The following is a 13,672-nucleotide window of genomic DNA, read 5'->3' as shown; positions in this document are numbered from 1 at the left end:
CTCGACCGGCCGTTCGTCATCGAGCGCCCCGATGAACTGCGCGACCTCGTCACCGCGCTCGCCGATCGCCTCACGTCCTATGCTCGCCAAGCCTGACCGCGAGGAACCAATGTCATGAGATGGCACAGCTAGCCAGGCAACGTCGCCGTCATTGATATGCGAGGGGCCTGGCGGCCAGCCACCGAGCCAGGCCCCTCGCTCATGCAGGGGACTGTCCCAGCCGACGATCTACCACCACCTCAGGCTGCTCAAGCAGGTTGGGCTCATCGACTCCGAGCGGGGCGGAACATGGGTGTACGGCGGGACGCCCCCGCCCTCACCGACGCCTGCTGCGTCCAACCTGCTGACGATCTCGCGCTGCGTTGTATGAGTGAGAGCGTAGGAGTGAGGCTCTCCGCCCCGGACGGAAACCTCCACGAGTACCGACATGCAGCCTGACCAGCGTGGATGTGCTTTCCGGCACCCACAAGGCCGGAGCTGCCACTTGCACCTGAAGTCCCCGCACCGCGGTGTCAGGTGACGGAAGTGGACTGCGGCGTAATGCTCCCCGTGTGCGCTACAGCTGTCGCGTCCCACACTCCCATGAGGTAGCCGACTGCCGCGTCGAGTCTGCCCGCGGGGACACCGTCCCGGGCTTCGGTGGACAGGCCCCACAGGAAGCTGACGAAGACCGACGCCAGCGCTTGGGCGTCGGTGCCGGACGGAAGTTCGCCCAGCGACTTCGCCCGCTCGACGCATGCCACGACGTTGGCGCGCACGAGGTTCCGTCGCCCCGTGAGCAACTCATGCACCGTCACGTTCGCCGGTGAGCAGGTCGCGCCGGACACCAGTAGGCATCCACTGGGGTGCGACGCGTCGGTCTGCATCTGAGCGGACTGCCGCAAGATCCGCTCCACCGCCTCCCGCGGTGGTAGCTCGTCGTCCGCAATCGCGTCCGTCACCCGGCCGAAGCTCGACGCGTACCGTTCCACGACGGCGTCGAACAACTGCTCCTTCGACGAGAACGCCGCATAGAAACTCGCCGACGACATCCGCATGGCCTCACGCAGCTGGGCCAGGCTCGTCGCTGCGTACCCGTGTTCCCAGAACAGCCTCAGCGCCGCCTCCAGGACATCGTCGCGGTCGAACTGTCGTGGCCTGCCTGTGCGCGCCATGCGGTTCTCCCTCCTCGCACCATTTAAAGAATAGTCGATCCAAAAATCCTTGACAAGAGCATCTTCGGGGCCCTTGACTTATGGCATGACCGATCCAAAACTCGGTGTGGAGCAAGTTGCTTCAGTGCACGCAGACTCGACGCGGCTGCCGCACGACCGGCCTCCGCCAGGCGGCAGAAACCGCCCGCGGCTGCCGTGGCCGGCGTTGCTCGCGATGGCCCTGACCGGATTCGTCATCATCATGACCGAGACGATCCCGGCCGGTCTGCTGCCCCAGCTGGCCGACGGCCTCTCAGTGAGCCAAGCGGCAGCAGGGCAACTGGTGAGCGCCTACGCACTCGGGACGGTCATCGCCGCTGTCCCGGCGGTGGCGATCACCCGGGGCATGGACCGCAAACCGGTCCTGGTCACCGGCATCCTCGGCTTCGTCGCGGCGAACACCGCCACCGCCCTCGCGGGGGACTACACGTTCGCACTGGTCGCACGGCTGATAGCCGGAGCCTTCTCCGGCCTGCTCTGGGGCATGATCGCCGGGTACGCCCGCAGCATCGTGCCACCGCAAATCGCCGGCAAGGGACTGGCCGTCGCCATGGCCGGGACGCCCGTGGCGCTCTCGATCGGCACACCGCTCGGCAGTTTCGCCGGCTCGGCCGCCGGCTGGCGCTGGACCTTCGCGGCCATGTCGATCATCACGGTGGCACTCGTCGCGTGGGTGCTCGCGGTCGTGCCGAACAGGCCCGGCCAAACCCGTGAGGACCGCACTCCCGTGCTGCGCGCACTGTCGATCCCCGGCGTCCGTCCAGTCCTCGCCGTCGTCTTCACCTGGATGCTCGCGCACAACATCCTCTACACCTACGCCGCACCCTTCCTCGCCGACGCGGGTGTCCCCGGCCGGGTCGATGCCGTCCTCCTGGTCTTCGGCCTCACCTCCCTGATCGGGATCTGGTTCACCGGCCTGTTCATCGACAGGGCCCTTCGCAGGCTGGTGCTTCTCAGCCTTGGCGGGTTCGGTCTGGCTGCAGTGGGCTTCGCCTTCGCCGAAGGCGTCGCCATCGCCTTCTACGCGGCAACGGTCGTGTGGGGACTGGCCTTCGGCGGTGCGGCAACCCAGCTTCAGACGGCCTCGGCCGACGCCGCCGGAGCCGACGCCGATGTCGCCCAGGCCATGATCACTGCAGTGTGGAACCTCGCCATCTTCGGTGGCGGCGCCGTCGGCGGGGCCTTGTTGGCGACCGCGGGCACGGGGTCCTTCCCCTGGGTGCTGCTCGTACTCGCCGCCATCGCCCTGACGATCGTCGGCAGTTCCCGACGGCACGCCTTCCCGCCCGGCCCCCCGGCAACAGCCAACCGACCACCACGCACATCCGAGCGCGGTCACCGACTCGGTGACCGACCTGCACAAGGAGTTCTGACCACCATGACCTCAACATCCCAGCAGACCAGCCCCAGGCCGACCGGATTCGGCACGGTAACCGGCGTGCCCGATCTTCCTGTGGGCTTCGCCGAGGTCTTCTCCAGCCGGTACGTCGATGTCGCCGGCGTGCGCTTGCACACCGTCACCGGCGGATCCGGCCCGGCCCTGCTGCTGATCGGCGGCTGGCCCCAGTTCTGGTACCAGTGGCGCCACGTCATGCTGCCGCTGGCCGAGCACCACACCGTGATCGTGGCCGACCCACGCGGCACGGGGCTGTCCGACAAACCGGCGACAGGCTATGACTCCGCGACCTCGGCCCGTGAGTTCCATGAACTCATGGCCGTGCTCGGCCATGAGAAGTTCGCCGTCATCGGGCACGACATAGGGATGTGGACGGCCTACGCGATGGCGGCCGACCGTCCCGCCCCCATCGAACGGATGGCCCTGGTGGATGCCATCATCCCCGGCATCTCTCCTTCACCTCCGCTCCTCGGCGACCGACGGCTGAGCGACTTCCTGTGGCACTTCAACTTCAACCGGGCGCACGAAGTCAACGAGCAACTGGTCGAGGGCCGCGAAGACATCTACTTCGGTCACCAATTCGCCACCAAGGCGGCGACACCGACCTCCATCCCGGCTTCGGCGGTGGAGGTCTACGTCCAGGCGCTGCGTCTGCCGGGGGCGCTGCGGGCGAGTTTCGACTACTACCGCGCCATCGACGAGACGATGGACCAGAGCACCCGCCGGAAGCAGAAGAAGCTCGAAATCCCGGTACTCGCCGTGGCCGGGGACGCACTCGGCGGAGAGAACATGGAATCCGAGGTCCGGTCACTGGCCGACGACGTGACCGGCGTCGTCATCCCGAACTGCGGCCACTTCGTCCCCGAAGAAGCCCCCGAAGCCTTCCTCGACGCCGTGTTCCCGTTCCTTAAGCCCTACCGCACAACAGGCTGAGCAGCCGGCGGCGTCGACCAGGCACGGTAGTACCCGCGCCGGTCGCAAGCTGCGCAATCGACGCGGCCCCGCATCAACGGGGCCGCGTCTGCGCATTCACTGGACGACAGGAGCCGGCAGCACGAAGCCTTCCTCCGCCTCGGTTTGCTGCCCGACCCTGCGGGTGCCGATGAACCTTCCGTCCAGGCCGCGACCTTGATCGCCGGGCTCCAGACACAGACGGCGGTCTCCGCAAGCGGTTCTGATCCACTTCTTGTGGAGCGGTCGCGGAGTCCGGTCTTGATGGTTCAGGCGGATTGTGGGACTCGCTCTTGGCTCCGCCAGAAATCCCGTTCGTACTCGCTGGGCGGTACGTAGTCGAGCGCGGAGTGGAGACGCTCTTCGTTCTGCCACGTGACCCACTGGAAGATCGCCCGCTCGACCTGGTCGACGTCCTTCCAAGGACCCTGCATCTCGATCAGCTCGGCCTTGAACGTGCCGTTCAGGGCCTCAGCCATCGCGTTGCCGTAGCTGTCCGCGACGGAGCCGACCGAGGCCGAAGCCCCGATGTCGGACAGCCGCTCGGTATACCGAATTGATACGTATTGCGATCCGCGGTCGCTGTGATGAACCAGACCGGAGTCCTTCTTGATCTTCCGCCGCCACAGCGCCATCTCCAAGGATTCCAGAGGGAGTTCGGTGCGCATGTGGTTCGCGACCTGCCAGCCGACGATCATCCGCGAGTGCACGTCCAGGACGAACGCCACATACGCCCACCCCGACCAGGTGCGGACATACGTCATGTCCGTGACCCATAGCTGGTCGGGCCGGGACGCGGTGAAGTCGCGGTCGACCAGGTCCGGCGGACGAGGCGCCGACGGCTCCGGAATCGTGGTCCGGCGCCGCTGGCCACGGATCACGCCTTCCAGGCCGAGCTCAGCCATCAGCCGCTCAACGGTGCAGCGGGCCACCTCGACGCCCTTGCCCCGCAGAGCGCGCGTGATCCGGCGGGCGCCATAGGTGCCGCCCGACTCGGCGTGGATCTCCTCGATCACCGGCATGAGCTGTTCGTCCCGGAGCCGGCGGGCCGACGCGGGCCGATTCTTGCGGGCGAAGTACGTCGACGGAGACAGTTCCAGCACCCGGCAGACGGGATCGACCCCGAGGCCGTTCGCGCGCAGATGATCGATCACCTGCTCGGCCTCGTCCGGGGACGGTCGATCTCCTGGGCAAAAACACCGAGGCGGCTTTCCGGATCTCGTTCGCCCGCCTCAGCTCCACCACTCTCTTGCGGAGTCGCTTCAACTCGTCATGCTCGGCAGTGGCGAGCCGGTCGTTCCGCTCGCCACGGTCGGCCTCGGCCTGCCGGACCCAGCCACACAGGGCTTCTTTGTTCGTCCGGATATTTACGGGGTGCTGCCATGGTGCTGGTGGTTCTCCTTCGCCAGGACCGTAAGCCTGGCATCACGGACTCCACAAATCTCAGTACAGCTCACTCTTCCGCCGGTCCGACAACTATCTGCTGGGTTTCTACGTGCAGCACGAGAACCGCCGGATCGTCTACACGTTCACCGAGGACGGCAACGACATGGTCCCGGGGGATGTGTACCCACAGGCCCAGAGGTCGTGCTTCCCCTTCCCTGTCACCTATCGCGGCCTCCCCACCATCCAAGTCGGCCGGGGGCATCTGAGGGACGCCGTACTCCAGTTGTTCGACACCGACCCCGGCACGAGCAACCACCATCTGCGGGGCAGCGTCGAGACGCTGGCCGTGGCCCTGGCCGAAGGTGGCGCGGTTCCAGGTGATCCCCGGGCTGATCGCCCAGCACATCCGGGGCGGGCAGGACTGGACCGTGAACCGCCACGCGGATGAGATCCAGAACTGGGGCCAGCGGTCCGAGGTCGTCGTGGACGCGCACCGGGCCGCCCTGAGCGGCAACAGCTCCGTGTGGCAGCGGCAGCGCTCGTACCGCTGGAACGGCACCGACGTGATGCTGACCGGTCTGGACCTGGCCGCCGGCTCTACCTGATCAAGCCGCTGCCGAAGCACTGACGTACTGCCGGTGTAACCTGCGCGAATACCACCGCCAGGCCAGCGCGGTGCACATCCCGTGCACGACATTTCTGATGGCCCGACACATCCGGCGATCGGTGATTTCCTGCGTACGTCATCCGTGACCGCTGTTCGCAGCGGTCACGGGCCGCCGGCTCCCCGGCTCCCCGGCTCGACGCCGACAAGAACGGGCAGCCCGGCGTCAGACGGCTTGGGCCAAGGCTTCGAACCCGGTGTCCGGCAAGTTGATGCCGGCGGCTTCGACGTTCTCCTCCAGGTGTTTGACCGAAGAGGTTCCCGGGATCGGCAGCACAGCCGGCGAACGCTTCAGCAACCACGCCAGGGCGAGTTGCGCGGGGGTCGCGCCGAGTTGCCGTGCCAGGCCGGCGAGTGGTCCGTCGGCCAGCGACAGTCTTCCGGTGGCCAGCGGGAACCAGGGGATGAAGCCGATGCCGTGATCCGTTGCGTATTCCAGCAGTGGCTCGGCCTTGCGGTCGGCGAGATTGAACAGGTTCTGCACCGACACGATCGGGGTGGTCCTCATCGCCCTCTCAACGTCCTCGATGGAGACCTCGGAGAGTCCGATGTGCCGGATCTTGCCTTCCTGCTGGAGGAGTTGGAGCTCACCGAGTTGTTCTTCAAGGGGCACCTTGGGGTCGATGCGATGGAGCTGGAAGAGGTCGATGCGGTCCAGGCCCAGGTGGCGCAGGCTCATCTCGGCCTGCTGGCGCAGGTATTCGGGCCTGCCCACCGGGATCCACTGGTCGGGACCCGGGCGGGTCAGCCCGGCCTTGGTGGCGATCACCAGGTCCTTCGGGTAGGGGTGCAGCGCCTTCTTGATGAGCGGTTCGGTGACGACAGGGCCGTAGGAGTCGGCGGTGTCGATGAGGTTCACTCCGAGGTCGACGGCGCGGCGCAGGACGCGGACGGCCTCGTCCGGGTCCTGCGGGTCCCCCCAGACCCCCCGGCCAGTCATCTGCATGGTGCCGAGGCCGAGGCGGACGACGGGGAGGTCGGCGCCTAGGGGGAAGGTGCCTGCCGCGGTGGCGGGCTGGTTCATGGAGTTCATTTACGGGTCTCCGCGCTGGTTGTACGTGTTGTTGATGTGTGAGCGGGGGGATCGGACGTCCGTTCAGTCGTTCCACGGGCGCCAGTGGCCGGTACCGTCGACGGTACCGAGCTGCTGGTCCGCGAAGTGGACGCCGAAGCCGAAGACCCCGTCTCGGGCGAGGAATTGGACGAGTCGGCGCCGTGAGCGTTCTGCCTCGGCGGGGTCGTGGTCGAGGACGACTTCCCAGTCGGGGTGCCGGACCTGGACGGGTGAGTGCATGGCGTCGCCGAAGGCCACGATCTGACGCCCGTCGCCGGTGTCGAGGATCCAGGCTGTGTGCCCGGGGGTGTGTCCGGGCAAGGCCCAGGCGCGGACCCCTTCGGAGATCTCGGTCCCGTCGGCGACAGTGGTGGTTCGTTCACTCTGCCCGGCCAGCCGTGGGCCCGCCGCGGGGTCCAGACCTTGCAGTTCCCCTTCTCCGACGAGCCAACGCGCGTGGGGGAAGAGGCTGTGCGCATCGTCGACCGCGTCGGGTCGGGCCCAGCCGCTGTGGTCGTCGTGCAAGTGGGAGAAGGCGACCGTCTCCAGGGCTGCTGGGGCGACGCCGAGGCTTGCCAGAGCGTCGGGCAGGTCCTGCACGTGGTCGAAGCCGTGCTGGAAGTGTTCCGGATCGTCGCCCGAGATGCGGCCGTGGCCGGCGTCGAGGAGCAGGCGGGTTCCGCCCCGCTCGACGAGCAGTGCCCCGCAGCCCATGGCCAGGTGGCCGGCGTCCGTCACGTGCGGGCGGTGCGTCGTCCAGTGCTCGTCCCTGGTGGTGGGGTAGACCCGCGTCGGGATCATGTGGACGCCGGCGTCGGGAAGGTAGCTCAGGGTGAGCTGTCCGATGGTGCGGGTCCACGGCCCCGGCAGCCGGCGTCCCGAGTTGTCGGTGCCGTCGTCCTGCGCCGTGCCGGTGGTGGGCGTGTGCATCGTCATGGTCGGTCCTTTTCTCCGTTCGTGTTTCGTGTGGTGGTGGCGTGACTCGCTCACTGCGCGATCACGCGTATCGGTTGGCCCGCGGCGTAGGCGAGGATGTCGTCGAGTGCGTCGCGGTAGAAGGTCTCGTAGGTCCCGGCGGTGACGTAGCCGAGGTGTGGGGTGAGAACCGTCCGCGGCGCGCTGCGCCACGGAGAATCGGCGGGGAGCGGTTCAGATGGGTGGACGTCCAGAGCGGCTCCGCCCAGGTTCTCCGCCTTGAGAGCGGCGTGCAGCGCCTGCTCGTCGACGAGGCGGGCCCGGGAGGTGTTGATCAGGAGAGCGTCCGGCCGCATGAGGGCGAGTTCGTCGCGCCCGATGAGACCGGCGGTGCGCGGGGAGAGCGGGACATGCAGTGTCACCACGTCCGAGGTGGCGAGGAGTTCGTGCTTGCCGACGGGTGTGACGCCCAAGGCTTTGGCGCGCTCGGTATCCAGGTGGGCGCTCCAGGCGACGACGTCCATGTCGAAGGCGAGTCCGACTCGGGCTACGCGACTTCCCACGTTTCCCAGGCCGATGACGCCGAGGCGGGCTCCGTGCAAGTCGCGTCCGACCGTGTGCTGCCAGGCGCCCTCTCGCAGGCCACGGTCCTCGGTGGGGATGGAGCGGGCGAGGGCGTGGATCAGGCCCCAGGTGAGCTCGGCGGTAGGGATCAGACCTGCCGCGCGCGTGCCGGACACCGCGATTCCCGCGCGCTCGGCGGCGGTCACGTCGATGGCCGTGTTGACCGGGCCCGTGGTCACCAGCAGGCGCAGGTTCGGCAGCCCGTCGAGTACCTCGGCCGGGAAGGCGGTGCGCTCACGCATGGCAACGACGACGTCGAACGGCTCCAGCGCGGCGACCACTTGCTCCGGGCCACCCAGGTGCTCGGTGAAGACGCTGAGGCGGGCGCCGTCGGGCAGGGCGCTCCAGTCGGCGTACCGGTGGGCGACCTGCTGGTAGTCGTCCAGGATTGCCACTCGGTGTATCTCAGGCACGAACGGGCTCCTTTGGGCACGGGTCCTCGTGGTCGGTGCGTGCCGCGACTCCCGTCGCGGTAGCACAGGCGCCCACAGTGGCCGACGGGGCGGCGAACGGTTCGGAGGGGCTGGGGCGAAGAAGTTCGAGCGTCCAGATTCCAACGCCGATCAGCGCGATCACGGCGCCGAGCGCGCACACCCCGACCCAGCCCACGAGCGAGTACAGCGCCGACGCCAGCGCGGAAGCGACGGTACTGCCGGCGAACGAGGCGACCATGAGGGCCGTTGTCGCCCGGCTGCGTGCGTGCGGGACTCGGCGGTAGAGGGCGCTCTGATGGCTGATCAGCAAGGCTTGCTGAGCGAGGTTGAGCGCCATGATGCCGACGACCAGCGCGATCACGCCGCCGGCACCACCGGCGTCAGCGAGGGCGAGCACTCCCCAACTGCCCGTCAGCACAAGCAGTCCGCCGGTCACCACCTGGCGGCCACGGCCGCGATCCGCCCATCGGCCGGCGGCCACCGCTGCGGTGGCCCCCACCACCCCGGCCAGACCGAACAGACCGATGGCGGCGGGGCCGTACCCGTAGCGCGGGCCGGCGAGCAGGAACGACGACGCGGTCCACAGGATGGTGAAGCACCCCATGCCGACCGCGGCCAGGCCCATGCGCCGGCGCAGCAGTGACTCGGAACGTACCAGCGTCAGCACCGAGTGCAGCAGCCGGTGGTAGGGGGTGTTCTCGGACGGCGGTATCGGACGGAGAACCAGGCGCAGGATGATCGCCAGTGCCACCATCAGCAGCGCTGCGAAGACGAACACCAGCCGCCAGTCGCCGAATTGGGCGACGAACCCGGCGGCGGTACGCGCGAGCATGATGCCGACGAGCAGGCCGCTCATCACCGTGCCCACCACCGAACCGCGTTCGTGGTCGGCGGCCAGCGACGCGGCCATCGGCACTACGATCTGCGACACGGCCGAGGTCACCCCGACCAGCGCGACCGCGGCGTACAACGGACCCAGCGAAGGGGCGAGGGCCGCTGCGAGCAGGGCAACGGCGCTCAGTCCGAGAAGCACGGTCACCAGTCGACGCCGTTCCAGTACGTCGCCCAGTGGCACGAGCAGGGCCAGCGAGATCGCGTAGCCGATCTGCGAGGCGGTGACGACCAGGCCGCCGGCACCCTCGGTGACTCCCAGCGCGCGGGAGATGACCGGCAACAGCGGCTGCGCGTAGTAGATGTTCGCCACCGTCGCGCCGCACACGACGGCCAGCAGGAGAACTGTCGTGCGGCGCAGTGGTGGCCGGGCGGCGGCACCGCCCGACCCGGATTGTGGATCGTTCATGCCAGAATCCTCACACCGGACACGATGCCAGTCAAGGCATTCTGGATTGATCGATCCAAAGGTGGTGAGGGTCACCCGACCCCACCCGCCCCGGTCGCCGGTCACGCAGGGGCATCGATAAGGGTTACGGAGCGCGTGGTCCAGAATGGAGGAGAAGGGCAGCGCTTCCCCGTGCCGAAGCGTTCGTTTCACGACACAGGAGGTCCATGTGCCGTCCGCCGGGCGACCCCGCGCCTTCGACATGGAGGCCGTACTTGAGGCCGCGATGCTGCTGTTCTGGGAGCAGGGGTACGAAGCAACCTCGATGTCGCAGTTGCGTGCGGCCACCGAGCTGTCCTCGGCGAGCCTGTACGCCGCCTTCGGGTCGAAAGAGGGGCTGTTCCAGCGGGTCGTCGAGCACTATGTGAAGGGTCCGGGCAGCGCCACCGACATCGTCGCGGACGAGACGATAAGTCCCCGTGAGGCCATCTCCGGCCTGCTGCACGGCTCGATCGATATGCAGGCCGACCCGTCACACCCTGTCGGCTGCCTCATCGCCTTGTCCGGCACCATGCGGGCGCCGGGGGAGGATCATGTCGGCATGCGTGCAGTTGTCGCGGCACGCCGACGAGCCGACCGGATGCGCATCAAGAGGTGCGTGGAACGGGGAGTCGCCGCCGGTGAACTCGATACCGACACCGATATCGACGGGATGACATCCATGATCCACGGCTTCCTTCTGGGCATCTCCACGCAGTTGCGAGACGGAGTGACCGCGACGGCCCTGCACACAGCGGCCGACATGCTGCTCTCGAGACGGTGACGTCGGCGCGGCCGTCGTCCCGGGCGGTGGCGGTGAGGTCGCAGGTGACGACGCCGACGTCATCGGTCGTCACCCCGCCGGGGCCGGCGGTCACCTCGTCCGCGTCTGGGCACCGACTTCAGCCCGCTCCGCGGCGACGGCCCGGCGGGAGCCGACGGCTACAGCCAGGCGGCATGACCTCTCGCCCTACAGGCGGGCCGGGAGCAGGGTGATCCTGGCGCTTGTGGCCCAGGTACAGGTTGAACGGAGCCACACCAGCCCCTCGCGCACAGTCTCGGTCAGCCACTGGTCGTCACCGGCTTCGTCGCGGCGCACGTGCGGGTGCCCGTCCAACTCCACGAGCAGGGCGGCCCGTTACAGCCGCTCACGGGCGCCGCTCGTTGATTCGTCAGGGTCGGTCGAACGGCTCCGGAGCCTGGCGTTCTGTCACCCACTGACTGGCGCGCCGAGTACGCGTGGGCGGAATTGGATGACGGCGTCGGCCACCGAGTCGGGGTGGCTCTCCAGGAGGAAGTGGCCGCCGTCGAGCAGGACGATCTCCGCGTCCGGGGCGTCGCGCCGGAACGCCTCCGCACCAGCCGGCGCGAAGATTTCGTCGTTGCGGCCCCAGATCGCGAGGACGGGGACACGGCTCGACCGCAGCCACTCGTGCACCGCCGGGTACAGGGTGCGGTTGCTGGCGTAGTCGCCGAACAGGGCGAGTTGGGCGCGGTCGATGCCGGGGCGGGCAAGAAGCGCCAGGTCGTGCTCCCAGGCGTCGGGATCGATCAGGCTGGGGTCTGGAACGCCGTGGGTGTACTGCCACTCGACGGCTTTCCGGCCCAGAGCGGGCCGTAGCCGTGCTTCGTTCTCCGGGCTGCGTTGCGCTCCGTAGGCCCAGATGGGTTCCCAGAAGTCTGGTACGAACCCTTCCTCGTAGGCGTTGCCGTTTTGTGAGACGACGGCGAGGACCGCTTCCGGGGACGCCAGCGCGAGTCGCCAGCCGATGGGCGCGCCGTAGTCCTGTACGTAGATTGCGTAGCGGTGCACGCCGAGGCCGGCCAGGAAGTCGCGGGTTACCTCGGTGAGGGCGTCGAAGGTGTAGGTGAAGTCCGTCGTGCTGGGCGCCGACGAGCGGCCGAAGCCGATGTGGTCGGGTGCGATCACCCGGTAAGGACCGGCCAGTGCCGGGATCAGGTGGCGGAACATGTGGGAACTCGTCGGGTAGCCGTGGAGCAGCAGGAGGACGGGGGCGTCCGATGGGCCCGCCTCTCGGTAGAAGACGGTCAAGCCGTTGACGTCCACGGTCCGGTGATGAACAGCAACCACGGTAACCTCTTATTTAGGTTTAACAGGTTAGGTTATGCTGATCATGCACAGGACTGAATGACATGTCAAGGAGAGTGAGCCGTGGTCGAGGACGAGGATTTGCTGCTCACCGTGCTCAACAGCGCACCGGTGATCGACGGGCACCCCACGGACGTCCTGAGCGGGGACGGGGCGGCGGACTGGATACGAGCACTGGGCGGGTGTGGCACGAGGGGGGAGTGCGGCCCTTTGCGCCTCGTACGTGACACGCTGCACCTACTGATTCGGGGGACATCCTCAGATGTCAGCAGCCTTGCCTCCGCGCTCGACCGGGCACGACTCCGCCCTGCCGTCTCGCCCGCAGGCGTGTCCTGGCAACTGGAGGCAGCGCCTGATGAGGAGCTTGCGGTCCGCGTAGTACTCGCGTGGTCGCGCGTCACCACGGAACTCCCGCAACGGCTGCGGGCCTGCGCGAATGAGGAGTGCAATCTGTTCCTCATAGACCACAGCCGACCCGGGACTGCCCGGTGGTGTTCCATGGCAGCCTGCGGCAACCGAATGAAGGCGCGAACCCACGCACGCAAGCGGCGCTTCGAGAAGTGATCGCCCGAGCGGAAGCCGGACCGTAGCCGCCGCCGGTGCCCACACTGCGGGCTTTCCGCGAACCCCAGCAGCCCCCGGCCTGTGTGCTGGCCCACCGGGATCGATCTCACCTGGATTTCCGGTACCTCAACTACTCACGCCCGCGCCTGCCTTGCCGTCAATCGATGGCGAGCTCAAGCAGCCAGCGCATCACCGCTGTTCAGGAGGCCGGCGTGGACCTCTGCCGGGGTGCGGTAGCCGTGGGTCTTGCGTGGACGGTGGTTGAGCTCGTCGGCGATGGCGTCCAGGTCGGCCTGGCTGAACGTGCGGAGGTCCGCGGCCCTGGGTCCGAGATGTTCCGCCTCGTGCGCGGGACCCAGCACGTCCTGGATGTGCTCGACGTCCTCCGCCTGATCGTCTCGCCCTGCGCTTCCACGACGGCGCGTTCTCCGCTATGGACCTCACCGTGCGCCACCCGCGCACCGGGGTACTGCTGTGCACGGTGAAGTTCATGGTGCAGACTCTCGCCGGCGTCGGCGAACTCCAGCGTGACCTCCAGCGCGAGCTGACCTACGGCGGGCTGCGGGCAGCCGAGGCCAAGGGCGGCAAGGGCGGCCGCCGCCCGGCCATCGCGGCTGAGAAGGCCAAGGCTGTGCGCGCGGTGTATCCGGAGGGCTGGTCCATCGCCGCCGCCCCGGCCCGCGAGCACGGCGTCAGCCGCGGCGGCGTTCGTACGGCCGTTGCCGACCTCGTGCCTGAGTGCACCGCAGCTGATCGCGAGGACGCCCCGGCCGCGGAGCTGTCAGTCATCCTCGACATGCCGGGCAAGATCGCCGACATCCTCCGCACGGCCGAACTGGAGCCCGCCGAGCGGGCCGCGCCCGACCACGGCGTGACCGTACGGCGCGGCCAGGGCTACACCCTTGGCGTCAGCACCACGCCCGCGGTCCACCGCCGGCTCCTTGCTCGCCGCCAACCCCTCGACGGCGTCCGAGGTGTCCCGGCGGTCCCGGCACCGCGCAAGGCCAGCCGCGAGTACGAGGGCCGCGTCAACGCCCCCACGAGAACAGCCGAGCCGTGATCA

14 protein-coding genes and 1 pseudogene are annotated in these 13,672 nt (G+C 68.3%); 7 read left to right on the top strand and 8 right to left on the bottom strand.

Annotated elements, in window-relative coordinates:
- Positions 1-96: pseudogene (locus ACLJWH_RS27335) on the top strand (transcriptional regulator); the annotation flags it as partial.
- A gap of 55 nt (positions 97-151) precedes the next feature.
- Entirely contained in the window at positions 152-370 is a 219-nt protein-coding gene (locus ACLJWH_RS27330; RefSeq protein WP_411144412.1) for a helix-turn-helix domain-containing protein, read from the top strand.
- A gap of 142 nt (positions 371-512) precedes the next feature.
- Here ACLJWH_RS27330 and ACLJWH_RS27325 read toward each other — a convergent pair whose 3' ends face one another.
- Complete coding sequence (locus ACLJWH_RS27325) at positions 513-1,154, bottom strand: TetR/AcrR family transcriptional regulator (protein WP_411144411.1); 642 nt, start codon at positions 1,152-1,154, stop codon at positions 513-515.
- A gap of 214 nt (positions 1,155-1,368) precedes the next feature.
- On the opposite strand from ACLJWH_RS27325, the gene ACLJWH_RS27320 reads away from it, so the two are divergent.
- Complete coding sequence (locus ACLJWH_RS27320) at positions 1,369-3,522, top strand: MFS transporter (RefSeq protein WP_411144410.1); 2,154 nt, start codon at positions 1,369-1,371, stop codon at positions 3,520-3,522.
- 287 nt (positions 3,523-3,809) lie between these two features.
- Here the strand turns inward: ACLJWH_RS27320 and ACLJWH_RS27315 are convergent, their stop codons facing one another.
- A complete protein-coding gene (locus ACLJWH_RS27315; RefSeq protein ID WP_411144409.1) occupies positions 3,810-4,694 on the bottom strand; it encodes an IS3 family transposase in 885 nt (294 codons plus the stop codon).
- 609 nt (positions 4,695-5,303) lie between these two features.
- Between ACLJWH_RS27315 and ACLJWH_RS27310 the strand changes: the two genes are divergently transcribed.
- Positions 5,304-5,531, top strand: coding sequence for a hypothetical protein (locus tag ACLJWH_RS27310; protein WP_411144408.1), 228 nt, complete (start codon positions 5,304-5,306; stop codon positions 5,529-5,531).
- A 225-nt stretch (positions 5,532-5,756) separates the two neighbouring features.
- On the opposite strand, the gene ACLJWH_RS27305 is transcribed toward ACLJWH_RS27310, so the two are convergent.
- From ACLJWH_RS27305 to ACLJWH_RS27290, 4 genes are all read right to left on the bottom strand, one after another.
- Positions 5,757-6,623, bottom strand: a complete 867-nt coding sequence (locus tag ACLJWH_RS27305) for an aldo/keto reductase (RefSeq protein ID WP_411144407.1) — start codon at positions 6,621-6,623, stop codon at positions 5,757-5,759.
- Positions 6,624-6,686: 63 nt separating this feature from the next.
- Positions 6,687-7,580, bottom strand: a complete 894-nt coding sequence (locus ACLJWH_RS27300; protein WP_411144406.1) for an MBL fold metallo-hydrolase — start codon at positions 7,578-7,580, stop codon at positions 6,687-6,689.
- A gap of 50 nt (positions 7,581-7,630) precedes the next feature.
- Positions 7,631-8,596, bottom strand: coding sequence for a D-2-hydroxyacid dehydrogenase family protein (locus ACLJWH_RS27295; protein ID WP_411144405.1), 966 nt, complete (start codon positions 8,594-8,596; stop codon positions 7,631-7,633).
- On the bottom strand, positions 8,589-9,917 hold the full coding sequence (locus ACLJWH_RS27290) for an MFS transporter (protein ID WP_411144404.1): 1,329 nt from the start codon (positions 9,915-9,917) through the stop codon (positions 8,589-8,591). The genes ACLJWH_RS27295 and ACLJWH_RS27290 overlap by 8 nt, the downstream gene beginning before the upstream one ends.
- Positions 9,918-10,062: 145 nt before the next feature.
- Between ACLJWH_RS27290 and ACLJWH_RS27285 the strand changes: the two genes are divergently transcribed.
- Positions 10,063-10,719: a TetR/AcrR family transcriptional regulator gene (locus ACLJWH_RS27285; RefSeq protein ID WP_411144403.1), complete on the top strand. Its 657-nt coding sequence runs from the start codon at positions 10,063-10,065 to the stop codon at positions 10,717-10,719.
- Between the two features lie 426 nt (positions 10,720-11,145).
- Here ACLJWH_RS27285 and ACLJWH_RS27280 read toward each other — a convergent pair whose 3' ends face one another.
- Entirely contained in the window at positions 11,146-12,027 is an 882-nt protein-coding gene (locus tag ACLJWH_RS27280; RefSeq protein ID WP_411144402.1) for an alpha/beta fold hydrolase, read from the bottom strand.
- 81 nt (positions 12,028-12,108) lie between these two features.
- Here ACLJWH_RS27280 and ACLJWH_RS27275 point away from each other — a divergent pair, with 81 nt between their 5' ends.
- Positions 12,109-12,609, top strand: coding sequence for a CGNR zinc finger domain-containing protein (locus ACLJWH_RS27275; protein ID WP_411144401.1), 501 nt, complete (start codon positions 12,109-12,111; stop codon positions 12,607-12,609).
- A gap of 173 nt (positions 12,610-12,782) precedes the next feature.
- Here the strand turns inward: ACLJWH_RS27275 and ACLJWH_RS27270 are convergent, their stop codons facing one another.
- Positions 12,783-12,971, bottom strand: a complete 189-nt coding sequence (locus ACLJWH_RS27270) for a hypothetical protein (protein ID WP_411144400.1) — start codon at positions 12,969-12,971, stop codon at positions 12,783-12,785.
- A gap of 71 nt (positions 12,972-13,042) precedes the next feature.
- Here ACLJWH_RS27270 and ACLJWH_RS27265 point away from each other — a divergent pair, with 71 nt between their 5' ends.
- Entirely contained in the window at positions 13,043-13,669 is a 627-nt protein-coding gene (locus ACLJWH_RS27265; RefSeq protein WP_411144399.1) for a hypothetical protein, read from the top strand.
- Positions 13,670-13,672: the final 3 nt, after the last annotated feature.

Source organism: Streptomyces sp. x-80 (genome assembly GCF_046549095.1).
GTDB classification, from domain to species: Bacteria; Actinomycetota; Actinomycetes; order Streptomycetales; family Streptomycetaceae; genus Streptomyces; species Streptomyces celluloflavus.
This window is presented reverse-complemented; position numbering and strand designations above follow the sequence as displayed.